At 57.9% G+C, this 22,202-nt stretch carries 17 protein-coding genes and 2 pseudogenes; 15 read left to right on the forward strand and 4 right to left on the reverse strand.

The features are described from left to right. Positions 1–38: 38 nt before the first annotated feature. The 5 genes from traD (at position 39) to SK53_RS21645 (ending at position 12,236) form a co-directional block, all read left to right on the forward strand. Positions 39–2,639 carry a type IV conjugative transfer system coupling protein TraD gene (gene traD, locus SK53_RS21620; RefSeq protein WP_048210008.1) on the forward strand — a complete coding sequence of 867 codons (2,601 nt, stop codon included), beginning with the start codon at positions 39–41 and terminating at the stop codon, positions 2,637–2,639. Beyond that, the gene (gene traI, locus SK53_RS21625; protein ID WP_048210009.1) at positions 2,636–8,137 is read left to right on the forward strand and encodes a conjugative transfer relaxase/helicase TraI; all 5,502 of its coding nucleotides are present in this window, start codon (positions 2,636–2,638) and stop codon (positions 8,135–8,137) included. The genes traD and traI overlap by 4 nt, the downstream gene beginning before the upstream one ends. Before the next feature lie 27 nt (positions 8,138–8,164). Then, positions 8,165–8,953 carry a DsbA family protein gene (locus SK53_RS21630; protein WP_048210010.1) on the forward strand — a complete coding sequence of 263 codons (789 nt, stop codon included), beginning with the start codon at positions 8,165–8,167 and terminating at the stop codon, positions 8,951–8,953. Positions 8,954–9,535: 582 nt separating this feature from the next. Continuing rightward, on the forward strand, positions 9,536–10,549 hold the full coding sequence (gene repA, locus SK53_RS21640; RefSeq protein ID WP_048210011.1) for a plasmid replication initiator RepA: 1,014 nt from the start codon (positions 9,536–9,538) through the stop codon (positions 10,547–10,549). Positions 10,550–11,429: 880 nt separating this feature from the next. Beyond that, the gene (locus tag SK53_RS21645; protein WP_048210012.1) at positions 11,430–12,236 is read left to right on the forward strand and encodes a DUF4225 domain-containing protein; all 807 of its coding nucleotides are present in this window, start codon (positions 11,430–11,432) and stop codon (positions 12,234–12,236) included. On the opposite strand, the gene SK53_RS21650 is transcribed toward SK53_RS21645, so the two are convergent. The 3 genes from SK53_RS21650 to merR all read right to left on the reverse strand — a co-directional run bounded on the left by SK53_RS21650 (position 12,211) and on the right by merR (position 13,913). Further along, a complete protein-coding gene (locus tag SK53_RS21650; protein ID WP_048210013.1) occupies positions 12,211–12,537 on the reverse strand; it encodes a hypothetical protein in 327 nt (108 codons plus the stop codon). The genes SK53_RS21645 and SK53_RS21650 overlap by 26 nt on opposite strands. A gap of 131 nt (positions 12,538–12,668) precedes the next feature. Continuing rightward, positions 12,669–13,439, reverse strand: coding sequence for a TraX family protein (locus SK53_RS21655; RefSeq protein WP_048210014.1), 771 nt, complete (start codon positions 13,437–13,439; stop codon positions 12,669–12,671). Between the two features lie 39 nt (positions 13,440–13,478). After that, positions 13,479–13,913 (reverse strand): Hg(II)-responsive transcriptional regulator, encoded by a 435-nt coding sequence (merR, locus tag SK53_RS21660; RefSeq protein ID WP_000429836.1) that lies wholly within the window; start codon positions 13,911–13,913, stop codon positions 13,479–13,481. Between the two features lie 71 nt (positions 13,914–13,984). Between merR and SK53_RS21665 the strand changes: the two genes are divergently transcribed. The 9 genes and pseudogenes from SK53_RS21665 to SK53_RS21705 all read left to right on the forward strand — a co-directional run bounded on the left by SK53_RS21665 (position 13,985) and on the right by SK53_RS21705 (position 20,239). Then, positions 13,985–14,335 (forward strand): mercuric transport protein MerT, encoded by a 351-nt coding sequence (locus SK53_RS21665; RefSeq protein ID WP_001294663.1) that lies wholly within the window; start codon positions 13,985–13,987, stop codon positions 14,333–14,335. 13 nt (positions 14,336–14,348) lie between these two features. Then, positions 14,349–14,624 carry a mercury resistance system periplasmic binding protein MerP gene (gene merP, locus SK53_RS21670; protein WP_000732292.1) on the forward strand — a complete coding sequence of 92 codons (276 nt, stop codon included), beginning with the start codon at positions 14,349–14,351 and terminating at the stop codon, positions 14,622–14,624. A gap of 35 nt (positions 14,625–14,659) precedes the next feature. After that, entirely contained in the window at positions 14,660–15,082 is a 423-nt protein-coding gene (gene merC / locus SK53_RS21675) for an organomercurial transporter MerC (protein WP_001340589.1), read from the forward strand. 51 nt (positions 15,083–15,133) lie between these two features. Continuing rightward, positions 15,134–16,828 carry a mercury(II) reductase gene (gene merA / locus SK53_RS21680; RefSeq protein ID WP_000105636.1) on the forward strand — a complete coding sequence of 565 codons (1,695 nt, stop codon included), beginning with the start codon at positions 15,134–15,136 and terminating at the stop codon, positions 16,826–16,828. A 17-nt stretch (positions 16,829–16,845) separates the two neighbouring features. Continuing rightward, positions 16,846–17,208 (forward strand): mercury resistance co-regulator MerD, encoded by a 363-nt coding sequence (merD, locus tag SK53_RS21685; RefSeq protein ID WP_001277456.1) that lies wholly within the window; start codon positions 16,846–16,848, stop codon positions 17,206–17,208. After that, positions 17,205–17,441, forward strand: a complete 237-nt coding sequence (merE, locus tag SK53_RS21690) for a broad-spectrum mercury transporter MerE (RefSeq protein WP_000993386.1) — start codon at positions 17,205–17,207, stop codon at positions 17,439–17,441. Before merD ends, merE begins: the two co-directional genes overlap by 4 nt. Beyond that, positions 17,438–18,085 (forward strand): annotated as a pseudogene (locus SK53_RS21695) (EAL domain-containing protein); the annotation flags it as partial. The gene merE and the pseudogene SK53_RS21695, both read left to right, overlap by 4 nt. A 134-nt stretch (positions 18,086–18,219) precedes the next feature. Beyond that, positions 18,220–19,470 (forward strand): annotated as a pseudogene (locus tag SK53_RS21700) (transposase); the annotation flags it as partial. Positions 19,471–19,534: 64 nt separating this feature from the next. Then, positions 19,535–20,239 (forward strand): IS6-like element IS26 family transposase, encoded by a 705-nt coding sequence (locus tag SK53_RS21705; protein WP_001067834.1) that lies wholly within the window; start codon positions 19,535–19,537, stop codon positions 20,237–20,239. A 189-nt stretch (positions 20,240–20,428) separates the two neighbouring features. On the opposite strand, the gene SK53_RS21710 is transcribed toward SK53_RS21705, so the two are convergent. Further along, positions 20,429–21,244 (reverse strand): aminoglycoside O-phosphotransferase APH(3')-Ia, encoded by an 816-nt coding sequence (locus tag SK53_RS21710; RefSeq protein ID WP_000018329.1) that lies wholly within the window; start codon positions 21,242–21,244, stop codon positions 20,429–20,431. 150 nt (positions 21,245–21,394) lie between these two features. On the opposite strand from SK53_RS21710, the gene SK53_RS21720 reads away from it, so the two are divergent. Further along, positions 21,395–22,099 carry an IS6-like element IS26 family transposase gene (locus SK53_RS21720; RefSeq protein ID WP_001067834.1) on the forward strand — a complete coding sequence of 235 codons (705 nt, stop codon included), beginning with the start codon at positions 21,395–21,397 and terminating at the stop codon, positions 22,097–22,099. Positions 22,100–22,202 lie beyond the last annotated feature (103 nt).

Genomic DNA, 22,202 nt, shown 5'->3' on the forward strand with positions numbered 1-22,202 from the left:
ACCGAGCAGGTGATGCGATAACGGCCGGACAACACGCTATGAGCTTCGCAGGAAAAAACCTCACCCAGGGCGGGCAGATGACCGCCTACCGCTGGCGCATGTTCATTCAGGTGAACAACTGGATAGGATTCTGGATCTTCATCCTGTTCGCCGTACTGACTACCGCCATCTTTCTCTGGCGAATCCCTCAGGAAGCCCTGGATAACGGTTCCCTGTGGTGGTTCGCCAGTATCAACAGCAGCTTTATTGACCTTATGCCGGCATCGGGAACGCCAAAAATCTACGACGTTCACTACTGGTATGCGCCGACCGCGACGGCAATGGTGCTGAAAATGACCCTGCCGCAGATTTATACCGACCCGTACATGCAGGCGATGGGCGACCAGTGTCTGCGCGAGCTGCAATGGGCGGCTGGCGCCAGCGGGCTGTTCAGTATGGTGGTGTTTATCGCCGTGACCTGGTTTATCGCGAATATCGGCCGAAAGGAGAGCGAGGACGAATATCTCTCCGGCATGCAGCTGACCGACAAGCCAGCGGAAGTGAATAAATTACTGCGCAAAAACGGTGAGATCTCTGATCTGCGCGTAGGCGACCTGCATATGGTCAGGATGGCGGAGGTACTCAATTTCCTGATGCATGGCACTATCGGGGTGGGGAAGTCGACGCTGATACGCTGGTTACTCGACTACATCCGCAAACGCGGTGACCGGGCCATCATTTACGACTCAGGTTGTACCTTCACAGAAACCCACTATAACCCGTCCACCGATATCATCCTTAACGCCCACGACGAGCGATGTGCCAACTGGCAGATGTGGGGTGAGTGCGTTGACGCGGTCGATTACGACAACCTGGCCGCCAGCCTCATTCCGGTAGAAGGGGAATCCGATCCGTTCTGGGTATCCAGCTCGCGAACCATTTATGCCGATCTTGCAATTCGTATGTCGACGGACCCGGAACGGAGCATTGAGAAGTTCCTCAAAACCCTGCTGTCCCTCAGCATGAAAAATCTGCGTGACTATCTGGCCAACACGCCCTCAGCCAACCTGGTTGAGGAGAAGATCGAGAAAACGGCCATTTCCATTCGCTCGGTGGTAACCAACTACGCCAAAGCCCTTCGCTATCTGCAGGGGCTGGATGACGGAACGAAGCCGCCGTTCACCATCCGCGAGTGGATGACGCAGGAGCGCTATGACAGCAGCTGGCTGTTTATTTCAACCCAGGCACGTCACCGCAAGAGTGTACGCCCGCTGATCTCGCTGTGGGTATCTCTGGCCACGCTGATGCTGCAGAGCATGGGGGAGAACAGCGACCGCCGCGTATGGTTCATTATCGATGAAGCCCCCAGCCTGCAGCGCATCCCCGAGCTGGCCGAGACGCTTGCCGAGGCGCGTAAGTTTGGCGGATGTTTCGTGCTGGGGATGCAGAACATGGCCCAGCTGGTTCACGTTTACGGCCGCGAGCTGGCCAAAAGTATCTTCGACCTGATGAACACCCGTATGTACGGCCGCTCACCGAGTGCGGAGATGGCCAAAGTGGTGGAAGAGGAGCTGGGCAACCAGCGTAAGCGCAAAATCCGCGAGCAGAACAGCTACGGTCTGGACCAGGTGCGTGACGGTGTGTCCCTCGGTAAGGACGAGGTCAATAACCCGATTGTCGACTACGAGCAGATCATGCGTCTGCCGAACCTCAACTTTTATGTGCGCCTCCCGGGGGAGTATCCGGTCGTCCGTCTGAAGCTGAAATATCGCGCGCCGAAGAAGCGGCAGGCAGGCCTTCTCGAGCGCAATATCCGCGATGCACTGAGTCCGGAGCTGGAGAGGGTTATTCAGGAGAACGAGCGCGCAGCTGCAGCTGCAGGTCTGACGTTCCCGACCGGTGATGAAGTGCTGGAGAAGGGGAGCGAGACATCCTCTGCAGACGACAGTCCAGCTCCTGTTTCTTCTTCAGGATCATCCGGCGCGCCGGTAACTCCGGCCGCCGAAAATGTGGCTCGTACCCGAATGGAAGAACCGAAACCTTCGCGCAGCGCTGCATCTGAACGGAAGCCAGTACCAGCCAGGGAGCCCGTCACATCCCGGGCAGAACCAGTGGTTCAGCAAGAAGTCACTGAGAACAACAATCCGGTGACAGACCCTGTCACCGAAGACAAAAAAGATAACGTGGTTTCTCTGCGTATTGTCGGGCCGGCTAAAAGCACCTCTCAAACGCCGGACAAAGCACCGATCTTATCCGATGTATCCGGTAGCAAATCTGTGGCTGGCTCCGGGCAACCGATGCCGGATGCCCTCAAAGCCTTGCGAAACCGTCACCACATACCTGAACCGCCCGTCGCCTCACCTCTAAGCATGCTGCAGAGGGCACGCCAGCGCCCGGCCTCTTCGGAAAGCGATCCGCAGACAGAGGAAAACGGCGGAGAGTCCATGAACCTCGACATGAAGGTAACGGCACTGCCTGACGGCGGCCTGAGTCTGACGACGGCAGGGAAGTCAGTGACACCGCAGACCCCGGATGAAGCCCACAGCACCCACCGGCAGCTGGCGCAGGAAGAAGAGAACATTTTACTTCACCGTCACGCGGACGACCCGGGTTACGACGAAAACGACCATCACTATTACGACAGAGAGCCTGAACTATGATGTCAGTCGCCCCAGTAGCGTCAGCCGGCGAGGCTGCAGGCTACTACAGCAATTCCGATAACTACTATTTTCTGGGCAGCCTGCAGAGCCTCTGGATGGGTGAGGGGGCAAAAGAGCTGGGCCTTGAGGGCAACATCCGTGGCGATGATCTGACGGCCGTGCTCGAGGGCCGTCTGCCGGACGGCTCACGGCTTGGCAAGGAGGTTAACGGACAGCACGTCCACCGCCCCGGTCATGACCTGACCTTTTCCGCCCCCAAGAGCGTGTCCATTCTGGCACTCATCGGCAACGATAAAGAAATGGTGGAAGCACATAACCATGCCGTCCGCGTGGCGGCCGGCTATGTGGAGAAGCTCATCTCGGCCCGCGACACGAAAGACGGCGTTACGTCCATCGTACACACCGGCAAGATGGTGGCGGCCGCCTATACGCATGATACCTCGCGCAATCTTGATCCGCAGTTGCACACCCATCTCCTGATTGCCAACATGACGGAGTATGCGGGCAAATGGAAAGCCCTGGCCACGGACTATATCCATAACGCGGGCTTTATCGAAACCGTCATGAAGCATCAGGTCACGCTTGGGAAAATTTATCGCAGCGCGCTGCGTGAGCGGGTTGAAGCGCTCGGCCATGAAGTGGAAGAAGTAGGCAAGCATGGCATGTGGGAGATTAAGGGCGTTCCGGAAGACGTCAGGGACGAATATTCCTCCCGGGGCAGGGAAATTCAGGGTGCCGTGGGGGCTGAAGCCACGCTGCGCAGCCGGGATGTGGCCGCCAAAGACACCCGCAGGGCGAAAGTCGACCCTTCGAGGATGCGCCTGATGGAACGCTGGCTGGGCCAGATGAAGGAGAAAGGATTTGACCTGAAGGCGTATCAGGAAAGCGTGGTGCCGCGTGATGCAGGTCTTCGTGAGAACGCGCCTCAGCCGGAGCGAGATCACCTGGCTAAGCCGGTTCCTGCCGGGCCTGAACTGGCTTCTCTGCAGACGTCGTCCACGGCAGAAAAGAGCGTCGATACACCTGCTCAACCCGCAGAACGGGAGAGCCAGTCCCGTCAGCCTGTACCACAGCAGACTGACACGCTGAGTCAGCCGGCGCAGACCGGACCCGAAAAGACGCCGGCGACCAGGAGCTTTCCTGCAGCGCAGCTGGACACTGAAATACCCCGCCCGGAACTGACTGAGGCTGTCCGTCTGGCCATCTCGCAGCTCAGCGACAGTAAAACGCGCTTCACCTTTGGCGAGCTGATGATGACCACGGCGGAGCTGAGCGAACAGCTGCCGGAGATTCAGGATATTCGCGTGGCCATCGATGCGGCGCTGAAGGACGGCATGATTGTGCCGCTGGACAGTGAGAAAGGGGTCTTCACCTCCCGTATTCACCTGCTGGATGAACTCTCGATCCAGGCGCTGAGTCAGGAACACCTCAAATCCACAAAAGTCGTCAGTTTCACCCGTCCGGCGCAGTACGCGCCGGCGGCACTGGAAGTGGTGGAGAAAGACGCCCTGGTTCTGATGAATGCCCCGTCAGGCGTGGCGGGTATCCGTGACCTGACCGCGCAGCTGGCCGGTATTGCCGGCGCGAACGGTCGTGACGTGCAGGTGCTGGCCAGCTCTGCCGAGCGCGCCATTTCGCTGGCGAAATCCGACGATTTGCGGGAGCGGATCATCAGCCGTCAGCATGTTCTGAGCGGTGATTTCCACCTGAAACCCCAGAGCACGCTGATTATCGAAGGGGCAGAGCGTCTGGGATTAAAGGAGACGCTGGTACTGCTGGGCGAAGCGCGTGCGCAGGACGCACAGCTGGTCTTTCTCGACAGTGCCGGGCGTCAGGCGAACGGTAATGCCATGTCCGTGCTGGAGTCCGCGGGGGTTGCCCGCTCCCGCCGCACGGAGCCGGCGCCCGGGCTGGAGGCCGAAGTGGTCAGTATTCCGAACAAACGCGACCGTTACGAGGCGCTGGCCAACCGGTTTGCAGAGCTGAGCGGAGGAACTGATAACGTCACCGCCGTCGTGGTCGGCAAACGTGAACAGGCGCAGCTGACGGGTCTGGTACGTGAGGCGCTGCAGAACGCAGGACAGCTGGGGCGCGACGGCGTGGAGATAGAGGCCCGGCAGCCGGTGTGGCTCGACAGCAAAACGCGCCGGATGCCCGGTTCATACCGTCCCGGCATGGTGCTTGAAGATCGCACGGACGCAAAAGAGCGTAAGTCCTATGTGATTGACCGGGTGCATGAGGACACGCGAGTCCTCTCGCTCATCGACGGGGATGGCGTGCTGACCCGGATGAAAATCGGGGATATCAGCGCTGACTGGCGTCTCTTCAGCCGTGAAACCCTCAGCGTGGCCACCGGCGAAAAACTGCTGTCCGTGGCGGGTGACCGTGAGCACAGCCTGAAGGCCAAAGATCGTCTTGAGGTGACCGGGATAAGTGAAAAGGGGATTGAGGTTAAACGGGGGGAAGACACCCTGACGCTGCCAAAAGACCAGCCGCTCTATCTGTCACATGCTTACGTGACCGCGCCGGGCGGACGGGATAACGACACCGGCGTGGTGCTGGCCGCGCTGAACAGCCGCGACATATCGACCCAGACCATGAACTCGCTGGCACAGAGTGGCCACCGGGCGGAAGTGTTCACGGCCGAAGTGCAGGACCGGGCTGAAGCCCGGCTGCAGCGCATGAAGACCAGTGCCTCTCCCGTGCAGCTGGTCAGAAACCTGAGCGGTCACCAGGACGTCAGTCAGGCGGTTGATTCACTGCATGACAGCGTCCGGACTGACGCGGGCCTGGCCGTCTGGCGTGCCATTAACGACCAGCGCACCGTGGTGATCAGCGAGCTTAAGCTGGCAACGGAAGCGCAGAAATATCATCCCGACCTCGAGGCCATCGGGAATGAAATTGGCGCGATGATTAAAAATGGCGAGCTGTTGTCCGTATCCGCAGGGGGAGAGCCGGTACTGGTTTCCCGGTCCACCTGGGAGATGGAGAAAGCCATTCTGCGCGTGGTGGAGGAAGGGAAAGGCACACAGCAGCCGTTGCTGGAACAGGTACCGGAGGCCGTGCTGAACGGACTCACCGATGGCCAGAAAAAGGCGACCACCCTTGTGCTGGGTACCACGGATCAGTTTATCGGGATTCAGGGCTATGCCGGCGTGGGGAAAACCACGCAGCTGAAGGCGGTGATATCTGCACTGGAGACCCTGCCGGCGGACGTTCGTCCGGTGATGACGGGGCTTGCTCCTACGCACCAGGCGGTGAAAGAGATGAACGACGTCGGTGTCCGGGCGCAGACCATCAAATCCTTTATCGTTGAACATGACCAGGCGACGGCCGCAGGCAGGAAGCCCGACTATAAAGGACAGGTGTTTCTTATCGATGAATCCTCAATGGCAGGCAACCAGGATACGGCAGCCCTGTTCCAGGCCATTGCCAGCGGCGGCGGTCGCGCGGTCTCGATGGGGGATATCGACCAGTTTGAATCGGTCGACGTGGGCGCACCGTTTAAGCTGATGCAGGAGCGCAGCCCGATGGATGTGGCCATCATGAAGCAAATCGTCCGTCAGAAAGACCTGCAGCTGCGCGGTGCCGTTCACGACATCATTGATAACCGGATCGATGCGGCCCTGCAGCGCATTGAAACCCAGCCGGCTGACCGTGTGGCGCGTAGCGCTTCAGCCGCGCTTCCGGAAAGTGCTATTCAGGAAACGGAGACGCCTGTTAGCGACATCGTGGCCGACTGGACGGACCGGACGCCGGAGGCGCGGTCCCGTACCCTCATTATCACCCAGCTGAACGCCGACCGTCGTGCGGTAAATGCCGGCATTCATGCTGTGCTGGCTGCCCGGGGAGAGCTGGGGGAGAAGGCCATTACGGTGCCGGTGCTCGATAAAATCACCCACACCCGTCATGAGTTCAATAAAACCGATGCATGGGAAGCCGGGATGGTGGTTAAACGCGGCGATCGCTACCAGGACGTGCTGGCCGTTGACCGCAACGGCAGTACGGTGACGGTGCGAGATGAGGAAGGCAAAATTGGGCTGTATTCCCCGAAGCAACTCATCACCGGCGACGTGCAACTGTTTCGCCGCAGCGAGAGGGAAGTCCGTGCCGGCGATCTGCTGAAGTTCACGGCGACAGACAAGGAGCAGGGACAGATGGCCAGCCAGCGCTATACGGTAGAGTCGGTCAGCGAAACGGGCAATATTCGTCTGAAGGGGGAAAACGGCCGCATTACCATCAATCCTCAGGCCGTCAGGGCGCAGCAGCATATTGATTACGGCTGGGCCGTCACCGGCTACGGTGCTCAGGGGGCCAGTAGCGATTATGTCATTGCGCTTGAGGGCACGGAAGGCGGGCGTAAGGCACTTGCCTCCCGTCGCGCCTTCTACATCTCGGCCTCGCGCGTGAAAGAGCACGTCCAGATATACACCGACGGGAAGGCGGACTGGGTTAAGGCGGTAAAAACGCCGGAGCGGGATATCAAAACGGCGCACGATGCGCTCGCACCAGAAACGCAGCGTAAACAGGCGAAAGCCATCTGGGCAATGGGACAGCCGGTGAATAAAACGGCCATTGGCCGCGCCTGGGTGCGCCATCAGGGTATGCAGGACGCGTCACTGACGGCAAAAATCATTCCGGCCACCCGGCGCTTTCCTGAACCGGCGCTGGCGCTGCCGGTGTATGACAACAACGGCCGGAGTGCGGGCCTGGCCCTGGTTTCCCTGGTTGCCAGCCCGGAAGGGCGGATGACACAGGGGGAGACCCGGATGGTCATGACAGAACGTGCCCGTGGTGCGGTACTGCAGCGGAGTCAGTCCGGAAACACGATTGTGGCCAGCGACCTGACTGCCGCGCTCGATGCTGTCCGCAACCATCCAAAGGACGGTGTGGTCTGGCAGACCAGCGATGAACCGCCTTCAGCCTACCTTCTGAAAGTCAGTGGTGGAAGTCTCAGGCGCGAGGAGGAAGGACTTGCTCAGCGTATCAACGCCAAAGAGAGTGACATCCTGCTTTCGGCAAAAGCTGAACGTAATGAAACCGCATCAGAAACAGTGGATCTTAAAGCTGCCCTGGCTCAGGAAGAAGCAAGACGCCAGCAACAGGAGCCTCTTATCAGTAAGGCACTGTTACAGGAGAATGCGACAAAAGATGTGGAGGAGAAATTCATATATACAGATCCGGATGTTATTCACATTCGGCCTGATATGCTCACGGACAGTGATGGTACTGAATCCGTAAAACCTGACAGTCGGGTATTGAAACAAATTGCTGCCAGTGACAGTAACGCCGCCAGTGAAGCAGGAAGGGAACTTCGTCACGAGAGCCAGCCTGAAACTGCCCGTTTAGGCAAAGAACAGCATGCAGCATCACTGATTGTTAATCAGCTTGCCAACAGTGAACGGGATATTGTTCGTCAGCCGGACGCCGGCGAACGTGGGCGTATGCCGGAACATGACGAACACACCCTCACCCGAACCATTCAGAAAGAACGTTAATCCCCCTTTAAACATGAGAGTTCAGTAATGAAAGCAAACACAATAGCGGCATTAATAGTTACAACATACATTGGCTTTGGTTTTACTGCCCACGCCTCAGCACCTCAGCCGGTATTCAGCCCGGAGCAGGAAGCACGAATCGGCGAAATTGCCGCAGACTACCTGGTGGCACACCCGGAAATCCTGGTCACGGTCAGCAGTAAGCTGCTGGAGCAGCAGCAGACGCGTAAGCAAAATATGTTTGCACTCAGCGTGATGGATAATCAGACCGCTCTGTTGCAGGACCCTGACACCCCGGCCTTCGGCCCGGAAAAGGCGAAAGTGGCAGTCATCGAGTTTTTTGATTACCAGTGCGTGTTCTGCAGCCGCTTCGCGCCGGAGCTGGAAAAAGTCATGAAAGCACAGCCGGACGTCCGCTATGTCTTTAAGGAGTGGCCTATCTTTGGCAACCGCTGGCCAGAATCTCTTCAGGCCGCACAGCAGGGTCTGTCGGTCTGGAAACAAAAAGGAGCACAGGCGTATGTGACCTACCATAACGCCCTTTACGCCACTGGGCACAACGAGGGCGCCCTCACAGAGAGCGATATCAGGGCGGCGGCGTCAAAAGCCGGACTGGCAACGCCAGCGAAGGACGAAAATACCGCATCCCTTGAGAAAAACAGTAACCTGGCAGAGGCGCTGGGACTCACCGGAACGCCGGGGATCATCGTCATGCCCGTTAGCGGAGCCACTCCTGACACCATCACGGTCTTCCCGGAAGCCGTTACCGCTGAAAAACTGCAGGCCGCTATAAGGAAAGCCTCACAGGGACAATAGTCCACCGGTCCGGCGAACGTCTCCCGCCAGAGACTGTTCTTCATGTTCCGCGCGTAAATGCCATCTTCCCGTTCCGTTCCCCTGCGCTTCCTCGATCAGGCCTGCCGGCCTGATGCTGCGGCGAGCGCTGCCGGTTAAACGTCCCTTCAGGACAATTAGCACGCAAACAATGAACGCTAATCTGGCCTGACATCTGGAAATATTGCCAGCGAGAAGGTAGTATTCGGATCGTCAGCGATCGTCTTGTGGTGGGACAGATTGTTGATTCAGATTACTTTTGTGACCTAACTCAAACTGACGGTTTGACTGCTTTGTGGTGAGGCAGACGGGTGGCAGAAGATGGTTTTACGGAAGAAATGCGGACTTCCGGAAACAGACAGGGACAGGACGTGTCCAGTAAAACGTTCAGGAGCAGGTGACGGGATTTCCCGGAGCCTGAATGCACAAACCCCCCGATAACTGTCATCATCTTGGCGGAAGAAACAGGTATCAGGGGGTCCAAAAGCAGGCGCGTTGCCTGTGAAGGATTATAACGCATGCACCATAGAAAACAACACCCGGCCGCCATAAGAACAGGCCGCCGTGAATGACAAGCAGATTTCTGTTCACTGGTCTGAACTTCCGGCCGAAGAGTTAATCCGTTTCTGGCAGGATGTCGATGCCGGCACACAGGATAATTTTCTTACTGAGCCGGTCAAAAAGCGGACCCGCCGTAAGCGCGGTGAACACTCCACAAAAGCCAAATGTGAAAACCCGTCCTGGTTCCGTCCTGAGCATTATAAAAAGCTCTCCGGGGAACTGGGGCATGCCTACAACCGTCTCGTGATGTTCGACAAGCGGACCGGCCGCCCCAGACTGCGTGTTCACGTTTCCCGTCATCCCCTTTTTGTCACCGGTCGCCGTAAGGCAGGACGCAGATATGGTTTCCGGCCGGAACGCCGGAGCCTGATCGACTCCCTCTGGCCCCTGCTCATCAGTTTCTGTGATGGCGGCAAGCATACCGTCGGCATGTGTATCTCCAGGCTGGCCAGAGAGTTAAGCCCGAAGGACGCTAAAGGAAATGTCATCCCGGAAACGGAGGTGACAGTGTCACGCTTATCCCGCCTGATTGAAGAGCAGGTACGCTTTGGTGTGCTTGGGCTGGCGGAAGAGCGCACCTGGGATCGGGAATCCCGCTCCTGGCTGCCGACCTATGTCTATATCACCCATCTGGGATTCCAGATGCTGGGCGTCAATATGGACAAGCTGTTTAAGGAGCAGGATAAGAAGCTCCGTCAGAGCGCCGAGCGCGAGCAGCTGATCCGGGAAGGGGTGATGAGCGAACATAATGATGTTCAGCCCCACTCTGCGCGTAAATGCTGGTCTGCCCGTAAGCGCCGTGAAGCACTGATTTACCGTCGTAAAAAAGGCGCTGAGCGTAAACGTGCCAATAACCTGATAAAGCTGCCGGTGGATGAACGTCTTCATGCCATGGAAAAATGGGTTTTCAAAACCCTTCCTCATGATGAGGCGTACTGGTGTACGCCGGAACGACTGACACAGCTGGCGATTCAGCATCTTTACCAGCTGGACCTGGCGCTGTCACCGCCGGACTAGCCGCGACATACGGCACATCATCTCCCTCTGTTCACATGCCCCTCGCCGGGGCTTCTGGTGCTGGTTTTTCCCGGAAAAATTGAGCATTTTTTGTTCCCGCCACCCGGTCGGGCGGCATTTTCTGACGCAGACGCATTACCCTGATGGCCTGGAAAACCGGTGAATTCTTTTTTCCACAGAAATCCGCAAACGAATAAGTCACCTTTTCCGGAAAGGAAAAAAACAGAACCCGCAATTTAATCTAACCCCCTTTTTTTATCGCTCTGTTCATTTCATTCCAGAGTGGATCTTTGTCTTCCGCCACTCTGTGGATAATTAAAAAGGCCTTCGCATGCAGCGGCCTCACGGCCGCGCGCTCAGAAGAAAATCAAAAGTTCCTCCCGTCGCACACGACGGGCCCCGTTCAGGCCAGAACCTGCCCCCCTCTCCTGGCCTGACCCCTGCTAAACCGACGCCGCCCCGGCCCGAAGGGCCGGAACACCCTCGCTTTAAGAGGGATGTTGTAACTAGAAATCAGAGCTGCTGCAGTTAGCGTCGCGGCAAGCCCGCTGTACACGCTCGTAAGCGCCTGACGGCGCTAACGCGGAGATACAGCCCGTCAGCGGCCAGAGGCCTTGACGGACTCACTCCGACCGCGCACATTAGCAATCAGGAAGCTTTAAGCGGGTATAGCTTTGCAGGGAAGGGATGGGATTGGCAGAACCTATCAATCCGTAACGGCTGATGCCGGTTACGACGCCCCTCACCAGAATCACCCGGTTCAGCTCCGGCTGGCGTCTCCATGCCGCTTCGCGGCATATATGTACCCTTTAAAGCAGGGTTGCCTAAATCCGGGAGCGCGATAAGCTTTAACGGGTGATTTTCAATCAGGATGAGAAACATGGATATAATTCTTCCGGGAAACAAAAGCCAGGCACGAGTCTGGGCAGAAACCATGATTAATCTGGAGGCCCGCAAACTCGTCAATACCGCTAATATTGTTGGCGCCCGACATCTGGGGGATGGATTGACGCGTCTCAAATTCATCGATGAAATTAAATCTGTCATTAATGGCGAATTTGAGCGTGCCCGGCGGGCACAGTCTGACGAAGAGTGCATGACCTGCCTGCGTAACCTGCAGGCCGAAAACACCAGTCTGCTTGAGCAGAGCCGTCAGCTCCAGACCGGTTATGCGAAGCTATATGCCCAGATCAAATACGTCAGGGATGAAGACCGGATGGTCGGTTATGTCATCTCAGGAATTAAAGTGGTGCTGGCAGGTATGCAGGGCGTATTTGGCTTCGTGCTGACTTCCTCAATGACCCCCGTTGGCGTTCTTGCCGGGGCTATTCTGATTGTCGACTCGGCCAACACGATAACCCGTGAAGTTGGTCGTCAGTTCCTGAATGAACCTGACACGCAGGGTATGTTTGGTGATGGTGCCATGAACATCGCTAAATTCATGGGATTTGAACGATCAACAGGGTTGGGGTTATACAACGGGATCGCGCTTGCAGGCAATATCTACAGTGTCTATGGATTAATGGCCAGACCTGGAACATGGCGTCTGTTTAACTATATCAGCACCGATTTTTACCGGAAAATCGACACCATGTCCCGGGGCAAACTGACAATGAAAATTGTGGGATGGGGGGTAAAGGCTAAGGTTGTTTTCGATCTGATCACTTCTGATGAGGCTGGGAAATGAGATTCCGGCGGTAATGCCATGATTTATAGGCCAGCTTCAAAGGCATGGTAATCGTAAACAGAGTGCCAAGAACAAGAATAGCCACGCCAAAGGAAATGGCATGCATCCTCGAGCCCGCCAAAAGTGTGGCCACAAAAATCAGTAACATGACTGACAGCACCCATATCAGGGCCTTAAAACGGTTTGCCAGATCGTTCAGCAGGGTATCAATCTCCGTACCCGTTTTAGCTGAACTGGCCCGCAGCCGGACAATGTCCTCTTCACTGAAGCCGTGGTTCGTCAGATCACTTTCATGTTTCATGCTTCTCTCCTTTTCCCTGCGGGAAGTTTAACATGCCCTGCGCTAATAATCAGTTAAGCCCGACCGATAACCTCTCAGGTGGTTACGGGCTATCAGCTCTTTCTCACTGATAGCCATCACGTCATCCTAAGTCAGCCAAAAGCAGACTGTACCAGACCAATAATCCCCAGGTGGCCGGCGTAAGCATAATAAAAGAAATTACGCGGCATGAAACGCTTGCGGCCCTCCGGACAGATTTTTCTGCAGAAGGAAACCACTGCCAGGGGGAATGCCAGAGTAGGCAGCGTGGCCAGTAATAATGTTTCTGCGGGCATATCCAGGAGATGCGATAACCCGTTTAAACAAATCAGTGACAGCACGGCAGTGATGGCCGCCAGACGCTGCACTTCGGGTTTTTCGTTGCCAGAAACGGTTGCCATACTGATGGCCAGCGTTATTCCTGCCAGCCCGTAGCTTGCCGGCTGCAATGGCCAAATCATGATGGCCAGGAGCAGATATCCCACAAACATTCCTTTCAGGCCGTGCTGGTACTGCAGGGCAATCAGCTGCGTGACGCCGGCAAACACGAACAGAATGTTCAGGGCCCACCAGGGCTGGTGATGCCAGAAGGCCAGGCTGAACACCGGCTGCGTGATGACTGCCCAGATCCACAGACGATTGGCTCTCTTCTGCAGTCGTTCCGGGGTACGCTGTACGTTCATCGCCCATATAAGCGTGAACAGGGGGAAGGCCATCCGGCCAAGCGCATACATCACCGGCAATGCTGGCGACAGAAACACCGTATTGATGTGGTCGATAATCATGGCCAGAAGTGCGAGAAGTTTGACCATATCGAGAGCTGCGGGACTGAGCTGGCTGGCGTCCCGGATACTGGGAAGAACGTCGGGTACTGAATGATTCATGCTGTAGGGGGCACCTCAGAAAACGGAAAATAAAGCACGCTAAGGCATAGCTGACCTTGCCAGGCCTGCTTCGCCCTGTAGTGACGCGATCAACGGGCAGGAAACATTCCCCTTTCGTGCATGGCAGGCGCACACGAGTTCAGACAGCACGGTTTCCATGCGCGCCAAGTCGGCCATCTTCTCGCGCACGTCCTTGAGCTTGTGTTCGGCCAGGCTGCTGGCCTCCTCGCAGTGGGTGCCATCGTCGAGCCGCAACAGCTCGGCAATCTCGTCCAGACTGAACCCCAGCCGCTGTGCCGATTTCACGAATTTCACCCGAACCACGTCCGCCTCCCCATAGCGGCGGATGCTGCCGTAAGGCTTGTCCGGTTCCCGCAACAGGCCCTTGCGCTGATAGAAGCGGATTGTCTCCACGTTGACCCCGGCCGCCTTGGCAAAAACGCCAATGGTCAGGTTTTCCAAATTATTTTCCATATCGCTTGACTCCGTACATGAGTACGGAAGTAAGGTTACGCTATCCAATCCAAATTCAAAAGGGCCAACGTATGTCTGAACCACAAAACGGGCGCGGTGCGCTCTTCGCCGGCGGGCTGGCCGCCATTCTTGCATCGACCTGCTGCCTGGGGCCGCTAGTACTGGTCGCCCTGGGCTTCTCCGGTGCTTGGATCGGCAACCTGACGGTGCTGGAACCCTATCGACCGTTGTTCATCGGCGCGGCGCTAGTGGCGCTGTTCTTCGCCTGGAAGCGGATTTACCGGCCCGTGCAGGCATGCAAGCCAGGTGAGGTCTGCGCGATTCCGCAGGTGCGCGCCACCTACAAGCTGATTTTCTGGATCGTGGCCGTGCTGGTCCTGGTCGCGCTTGGATTTCCCTATGTCGTTCCATTTTTCTATTAACCAGGAGTTCATCATGAAGAAACTGTTTGCCTCCCTTGCCCTCGCCGCCGCTGTTGCCCCGGTGTGGGCCGCTACCCAGACCGTCACGCTAGCGGTTCCCGGCATGACTTGCGCCGCCTGCCCGATCACAGTCAAGAAAGCGCTCTCCAAGGTCGAAGGCGTGAGCAAGGTCGATGTGGGCTTCGAGAAGCGCGAGGCCGTCGTCACTTTTGACGACACCAAGGCCAGCGTACAGAAGCTGACCAAGGCCACCGCAGACGCCGGCTATCCGTCCAGCGTCAAGCAGTGAGCCAGCAAGCCAACGACAACAGCGAGAGCCGCTTCATGGGACTGATGACACGCATTGCCGATAAAACCGGCGCGCTCGGCAGCGTCGTTTCCGCGATGGGCTGCGCCGCCTGCTTTCCAGCCCTCGCCAGCTTCGGCGCGGCCATCGGGCTGGGCTTCTTGAGCCAGTACGAGGGACTGTTCATCAGCCGCCTGCTGCCGCTGTTTGCCGCGCTGGCCTTCCTGGCGAACGCGCTGGGTTGGTTCAGTCATCGGCAATGGCTGCGCAGTCTGCTCGGCATGATCGGCCCGGCCATCGTGTTTGCGGCCACGGTCTGGCTGCTCGGCAACTGGTGGACGGCGAACCTGATGTACGTCGGCCTGGCCTTGATGATTGGGGTGTCGATCTGGGACTTCGTGTCGCCGGCGCATCGCCGTTGCGGACCGGACGGCTGCGAACTCCCCGCCAAGCGCTTGTGAAAGACGGCTGACCGTGCGACACGGCGGCCCACACGAATAAGGAACGATGGTATGAGCACTCTCAAAATCACCGGCATGACTTGCGACTCGTGCGCAGTGCATGTCAAGGACGCCCTGGAGAAAGTGCCCGGCGTGCAATCAGCGGATGTCTCCTACGCCAAGGGCAGCGCCAAGCTCGCCATTGAGGTCGGCACGTCACCCGACGCGCTGACGGCCGCTGTAGCTGGACTCGGTTATCGGGCCACGCTGGCCGATGCCCCCTCAGTTTCGACGCCGGGCGGATTGCTCGACAAGATGCGCGATCTGCTGGGCAGAAACGACAAGACGGGTAGCAGCGGCGCATTGCATATCGCCGTCATCGGCAGCGGCGGGGCCGCGATGGCAGCGGCGCTGAAGGCCGTCGAGCAAGGCGCACGTGTCACGCTGATCGAGCGCGGCACCATCGGCGGCACCTGCGTCAATGTCGGTTGTGTGCCGTCCAAGATCATGATCCGCGCCGCCCATATCGCCCATCTGCGCCGGGAAAGCCCGTTCGATGGCGGCATCGCCGCTACCACGCCGACCATCCAGCGCACGGCGCTGCTGGCCCAGCAGCAGGCCCGCGTCGATGAACTGCGCCACGCCAAGTACGAAGGCATCTTGGAGGGCAATCCGGCGATCACTGTGCTGCACGGCTCCGCCCGCTTTAAGGACAATCGCAACCTGATCGTGCAACTCAACGACGGCGGCGAGCGCGTGGTGGCATTCGACCGCTGCCTGATCGCCACCGGCGCGAGCCCGGCCGTGCCGCCGATTCCCGGCCTGAAAGACACTCCGTACTGGACTTCCACTGAAGCGCTGGTCAGCGAGACGATTCCTAAGCGCCTGGCCGTGATTGGCTCATCAGTGGTGGCGCTGGAGCTGGCGCAGGCGTTCGCCCGACTCGGAGCGAAGGTGACGATCCTGGCTCGCAGCACGCTGTTCTTCCGCGAAGACCCAGCTATAGGCGAAGCCGTCACGGCCGCATTCCGCATGGAGGGCATCGAGGTGAGGGAACACACCCAGGCCAGCCAGGTCGCGTATATCAATGGTGAAGGGGACGGCGAATTCGTGCTCACCACGGCGCACGGCGAACTGCGCGCCGACAAGCTGCTGGTCGCCACCGGCCGCGCGCCCAACACACGCAAGCTGGCACTGGATGCGACGGGCGTCACGCTCACCCCGCAAGGCGCTATCGTCATCGACCCCGGCATGCGTACAAGCGTGGAACACATCTACGCCGCAGGCGACTGCACCGACCAGCCGCAGTTCGTCTATGTGGCGGCAGCGGCCGGCACTCGCGCCGCGATCAACATGACCGGCGGTGACGCGGCCCTGAACCTGACCGCGATGCCGGCCGTGGTGTTCACCGACCCGCAAGTGGCGACCGTAGGCTACAGCGAGGCGGAAGCGCACCATGACGGCATCAAAACTGATAGTCGCACGCTAACGCTGGACAACGTGCCGCGCGCGCTCGCCAACTTCGACACGCGCGGCTTCATCAAACTGGTGGTTGAAGAAGGCAGCGGACGACTGATCGGCGTGCAGGCAGTGGCCCCGGAAGCGGGCGAACTGATCCAGACGGCCGCACTGGCGATTCGCAACCGGATGACGGTGCAGGAACTGGCCGACCAGTTGTTCCCCTACCTGACGATGGTCGAAGGGTTGAAGCTCGCGGCGCAGACCTTCAACAAGGATGTGAAGCAGCTTTCCTGCTGCGCCGGGTGAGGACAAGGAGGTGTGCGATGAGCGCCTACACGGTATCGCAACTGGCCCATAACGCTGGGGTGAGCGTACATATCGTGCGCGACTACCTGGTGCGCGGCTTGTTACGGCCGGTGGCCTGCACCACGGGCGGCTACGGCGTGTTCGACGATGCGGCCTTGCAACGGCTGTGCTTCGTGCGCGCGGCCTTCGAGGCGGGTATCGGCCTGGATGCCCTGGCGCGGCTGTGCCGTGCGCTCGACGCAGCGGACGGCGCACAAGCCGCAGCGCAGCTTGCCGTGCTGCGCCAGTTGGTCGAGCGGCGGCGCGCGGCGTTGGCCCATCTGGACGCGCAACTGGCCTCCATGCCAGCCGAGCGGGCGCACGAGGAGGCATTGCCGTGAACGCCCCTGACAAACTGCCGCCCGAGACGCGCCAACCCGTTTCCGGCTACCTGTGGGGTGCGCTGGCCGTGTTGACCTGCCCCTGCCATCTGCCGATTCTCGCCGCCGTGCTGGCCGGGACGACCGCCGGTGCCTTCCTTGGCGAGCATTGGGGTGTTGCCGCGCTCGCGCTGACCGGCTTGTTCGTTCTGGCCGTAACGCGGCTGCTGCGCGCCTTCCGGGGCGGATCATGACGAGTTCGCAGCCCGCCGGATGGACGGCGGCCGAGTTGGCGCAGGCGGCGGCGCGCGGACAGCTTGACCTGCATTACCAGCCGCTGGTCGATCTGCGCGATCACCGGATCGCTGGCGCGGAAGCGTTGATGCGCTGGCGGCATCCGAGGCTTGGCCTGTTGCCGCCCGGCCAGTTCCTGCCGCTGGCCGAGTCGTTCGGCCTGATGCCGGAAATAGGCGCGTGGGTGCTGGGCGAGGCCTGTCGCCAGATGCACAAGTGGCAAGGACCGGCATGGCAACCGTTCCGTCTTGCCATCAATGTGTCCGCCAGCCAGGTTGGGCCAACGTTCGACGACGAGGTAAAGCGGGTGCTGGCCGATATGGCCCTGCCCGCCGAGCTTCTGGAGATCGAACTGACCGAATCGGTCGCATTCGGCAATCCAGCCCTGTTCGCCAGTTTCGACGCCTTGCGCGCCATCGGCGTGCGCTTCGCCGCCGACGACTTCGGCACCGGCTATTCCTGCCTGCAACATCTGAAATGCTGCCCCATCACCACATTGAAAATCGACCAATCCTTTGTCGCCAGGCTCCCGGATGATGCCCGTGACCAAACTATCGTGCGGGCGGTGATCCAGCTCGCGCACGGGCTGGGCATGGATGTCATTTTCAGAAGACGACTGCACCAGTTGATTGGGCGTAATGGCTGTTGTGCAGCCAGCTCCTGACAGTTCAATATCAGAAGTGATCTGCACCAATCTCGACTATGCTCAATACTCGTGTGCACCAAAGCGAGGTGAGCATGGCGACGGACACCCCACGGATTCCAGAACAAGGCGTGGCCACTCTGCCTGATGAGGCTTGGGAGCGTGCGCGCCGTCGTGCGGAGATCATCAGTCCGTTGGCGCAGTCGGAGACGGTCGGGCACGAAGCGGCCGATATGGCGGCTCAGGCGCTGGGCTTGTCTCGGCGCCAGGTATACGTTCTGATCCGGCGTGCCCGGCAAGGCAGCGGCCTCGTGACGGATCTGGTGCCCGGCCAGTCCGGTGGAGGTAAAGGTAAGGGGCGCTTGCCGGAACCGGTCGAGCGCGTCATCCACGAGCTACTGCAAAAGCGGTTCCTGACCAAGCAGAAGCGCAGCCTAGCGGCCTTTCACCGCGAAGTCACTCAGGTGTGCAAGGCTCAAAAACTGCGAGTGCCGGCGCGCAATACCGTGGCCTTACGGATCGCTAGCCTTGACCCGCGCAAGGTCATCCGCCGGCGGGAAGGCCAGGATGCCGCTCGTGACCTACAAGGTGTGGGCGGCGAGCCTCCTGCCGTGACCGCGCCGCTGGAGCAGGTGCAGATAGACCATACGGTCATCGACCTGATCGTGGTCGATGACCGCGACCGGCAACCTATTGGCCGCCCGTACCTGACCCTCGCCATCGACGTGTTCACCCGCTGCGTGCTCGGCATGGTCGTCACGCTGGAAGCGCCGTCTGCCGTTTCGGTTGGCCTGTGCCTCGTGCATGTCGCCTGCGACAAGCGCCCTTGGCTGGAAGGACTGAACGTGGAAATGGATTGGCAGATGAGCGGCAAGCCCTTGCTGCTCTACCTAGACAACGCGGCCGAGTTCAAGAGCGAGGCCCTGCGCCGGGGTTGCGAGCAGCATGGCATCCGGCTGGACTATCGCCCGCTGGGACAGCCGCACTATGGCGGCATCGTGGAACGGATCATCGGCACGGCGATGCAGATGATTCACGACGAACTGCCGGGAACGACCTTCTCCAACCCTGACCAGCGCGGCGACTACGATTCCGAAAACAAGGCCGCCCTGACGCTGCGCGAGCTAGAGCGCTGGCTCACATTGGCGGTCGGCACCTACCACGGTTCGGTGCACAACGGCCTGCTCCAACCGCCGGCCGCGCGCTGGGCCGAGGCCGTGGCGCGTGTCGGCGTACCGGCCGTCGTCACACGCGCTACTTCGTTCCTGGTCGATTTTCTGCCGATCCTCCGGCGCACGCTGACCCGCACCGGCTTTGTCATCGACCACATCCACTACTACGCCGATGGGCACTGTTGCAAATAGTCGGTGGTGATAAACTTATCATCCCCTTTTGCTGATGGAGCTGCACATGAACCCATTCAAAGGCCGGCATTTTCAGCGTGACATCATTCTGTGGGCCGTACGCTGGTACTGCAAATACGGCATCAGTTACCGTGAGCTGCAGGAGATGCTGGCTGAACGCGGAGTGAATGTCGATCACTCCACGATTTACCGCTGGGTTCAGCGTTATGCGCCTGAAATGGAAAAACGGCTGCGCTGGTACTGGCGTAACCCTTCCGATCTTTGCCCGTGGCACATGGATGAAACCTACGTGAAGGTCAATGGCCGCTGGGCGTATCTGTACCGGGCCGTCGACAGCCGGGGCCGCACTGTCGATTTTTATATCTCCTCCCGTCGTAACAGCAAAGCTGCATACCGGTTTCTGGGTAAAATCCTCAACAACGTGAAGAAGTGGCAGATCCCGCGATTCATCAACACGGATAAAGCGCCCGCCTATGGTCGCGCGCTTGCTCTGCTCAAACGCGAAGGCCGGTGCCCGTCTGACGTTGAACACCGACAGATTAAGTACCGGAACAACGTGATTGAATGCGATCATGGCAAACTGAAACGGATAATCGGCGCCACGCTGGGATTTAAATCCATGAAGACGGCTTACGCCACCATCAAAGGTATTGAGGTGATGCGTGCACTACGCAAAGGCCAGGCCTCAGCATTTTATTATGGTGATCCCCTGGGCGAAATGCGCCTGGTAAGCAGAGTTTTTGAAATGTAAGGCCTTTGAATAAGACAAAAGGCTGCCTCATCGCTAACTTTGCAACAGTGCCAATTTATGAGTAAAGGATTATGTCCACGATAAGCACCTGGGTCGATTCCTGGGAGGCGGCCATGAGGGTAGGGAAGCGCCGTCCCGTCAAGTCAGCGTAATGCTCTGCCAGTGTTACAACCAATTAACCAATTCTGATTAGAAAAACTCATCGAGCATCAAATGAAACTGCAATTTATTCATATCAGGATTATCAATACCATATTTTTGAAAAAGCCGTTTCTGTAATGAAGGAGAAAACTCACCGAGGCAGTTCCATAGGATGGCAAGATCCTGGTATCGGTCTGCGATTCCGACTCGTCCAACATCAATACAACCTATTAATTTCCCCTCGTCAAAAATAAGGTTATCAAGTGAGAAATCACCATGAGTGACGACTGAATCCGGTGAGAATGGCAAAAGCTTATGCATTTCTTTCCAGACTTGTTCAACAGGCCAGCCATTACGCTCGTCATCAAAATCACTCGCATCAACCAAACCGTTATTCATTCGTGATTGCGCCTGAGCGAGACGAAATACGCGATCGCTGTTAAAAGGACAATTACAAACAGGAATCGAATGCAACCGGCGCAGGAACACTGCCAGCGCATCAACAATATTTTCACCTGAATCAGGATATTCTTCTAATACCTGGAATGCTGTTTTCCCGGGGATCGCAGTGGTGAGTAACCATGCATCATCAGGAGTACGGATAAAATGCTTGATGGTCGGAAGAGGCATAAATTCCGTCAGCCAGTTTAGTCTGACCATCTCATCTGTAACATCATTGGCAACGCTACCTTTGCCATGTTTCAGAAACAACTCTGGCGCATCGGGCTTCCCATACAATCGATAGATTGTCGCACCTGATTGCCCGACATTATCGCGAGCCCATTTATACCCATATAAATCAGCATCCATGTTGGAATTTAATCGCGGCCTCGAGCAAGACGTTTCCCGTTGAATATGGCTCATAACACCCCTTGTATTACTGTTTATGTAAGCAGACAGTTTTATTGTTCATGATGATATATTTTTATCTTGTGCAATGTAACATCAGAGGGCACTGTTGCAAATAGTCGGTGGTGATAAACTTATCATCCCCTTTTGCTGATGGAGCTGCACATGAACCCATTCAAAGGCCGGCATTTTCAGCGTGACATCATTCTGTGGGCCGTACGCTGGTACTGCAAATACGGCATCAGTTACCGTGAGCTGCAGGAGATGCTGGCTGAACGCGGAGTGAATGTCGATCACTCCACGATTTACCGCTGGGTTCAGCGTTATGCGCCTGAAATGGAAAAACGGCTGCGCTGGTACTGGCGTAACCCTTCCGATCTTTGCCCGTGGCACATGGATGAAACCTACGTGAAGGTCAATGGCCGCTGGGCGTATCTGTACCGGGCCGTCGACAGCCGGGGCCGCACTGTCGATTTTTATATCTCCTCCCGTCGTAACAGCAAAGCTGCATACCGGTTTCTGGGTAAAATCCTCAACAACGTGAAGAAGTGGCAGATCCCGCGATTCATCAACACGGATAAAGCGCCCGCCTATGGTCGCGCGCTTGCTCTGCTCAAACGCGAAGGCCGGTGCCCGTCTGACGTTGAACACCGACAGATTAAGTACCGGAACAACGTGATTGAATGCGATCATGGCAAACTGAAACGGATAATCGGCGCCACGCTGGGATTTAAATCCATGAAGACGGCTTACGCCACCATCAAAGGTATTGAGGTGATGCGTGCACTACGCAAAGGCCAGGCCTCAGCATTTTATTATGGTGATCCCCTGGGCGAAATGCGCCTGGTAAGCAGAGTTTTTGAAATGTAAGGCCTTTGAATAAGACAAAAGGCTGCCTCATCGCTAACTTTGCAACAGTGCCGGATTGAATATAACCGACGTGACTGTTACATTTAGGTGGCTAAACCCGTCA

Source organism: Enterobacter sp. MGH119 (assembly GCF_001037675.1).
GTDB classification, from domain to species: domain Bacteria; phylum Pseudomonadota; class Gammaproteobacteria; order Enterobacterales; family Enterobacteriaceae; genus Enterobacter; species Enterobacter hormaechei_C.

What these genes read in the sequence shown, in the direction of transcription:
- merA (WP_000105636.1), top strand. Translation starts at nt 15,134, where the DNA reads ATGAGCACTCTCAAAATCACCGGCATGACTTGCGACTCGTGCGCAGTG.
- merC (WP_001340589.1), top strand. Translation starts at nt 14,660, where the DNA reads ATGGGACTGATGACACGCATTGCCGATAAAACCGGCGCGCTCGGCAGC.
- SK53_RS21655 (WP_048210014.1), bottom strand. Translation starts at nt 13,439, where the DNA reads ATGAATCATTCAGTACCCGACGTTCTTCCCAGTATCCGGGACGCCAGC.
- merR (WP_000429836.1), bottom strand. Translation starts at nt 13,913, where the DNA reads ATGGAAAATAATTTGGAAAACCTGACCATTGGCGTTTTTGCCAAGGCG.
- traD (WP_048210008.1), top strand. Translation starts at nt 39, where the DNA reads ATGAGCTTCGCAGGAAAAAACCTCACCCAGGGCGGGCAGATGACCGCC.
- SK53_RS21665 (WP_001294663.1), top strand. Translation starts at nt 13,985, where the DNA reads ATGTCTGAACCACAAAACGGGCGCGGTGCGCTCTTCGCCGGCGGGCTG.
- SK53_RS21720 (WP_001067834.1), top strand. Translation starts at nt 21,395, where the DNA reads ATGAACCCATTCAAAGGCCGGCATTTTCAGCGTGACATCATTCTGTGG.
- traI (WP_048210009.1), top strand. Translation starts at nt 2,636, where the DNA reads ATGATGTCAGTCGCCCCAGTAGCGTCAGCCGGCGAGGCTGCAGGCTAC.
- SK53_RS21630 (WP_048210010.1), top strand. Translation starts at nt 8,165, where the DNA reads ATGAAAGCAAACACAATAGCGGCATTAATAGTTACAACATACATTGGC.
- SK53_RS21710 (WP_000018329.1), bottom strand. Translation starts at nt 21,244, where the DNA reads ATGAGCCATATTCAACGGGAAACGTCTTGCTCGAGGCCGCGATTAAAT.
- merP (WP_000732292.1), top strand. Translation starts at nt 14,349, where the DNA reads ATGAAGAAACTGTTTGCCTCCCTTGCCCTCGCCGCCGCTGTTGCCCCG.
- SK53_RS21650 (WP_048210013.1), bottom strand. Translation starts at nt 12,537, where the DNA reads ATGAAACATGAAAGTGATCTGACGAACCACGGCTTCAGTGAAGAGGAC.
- SK53_RS21705 (WP_001067834.1), top strand. Translation starts at nt 19,535, where the DNA reads ATGAACCCATTCAAAGGCCGGCATTTTCAGCGTGACATCATTCTGTGG.
- merD (WP_001277456.1), top strand. Translation starts at nt 16,846, where the DNA reads ATGAGCGCCTACACGGTATCGCAACTGGCCCATAACGCTGGGGTGAGC.
- SK53_RS21645 (WP_048210012.1), top strand. Translation starts at nt 11,430, where the DNA reads ATGGATATAATTCTTCCGGGAAACAAAAGCCAGGCACGAGTCTGGGCA.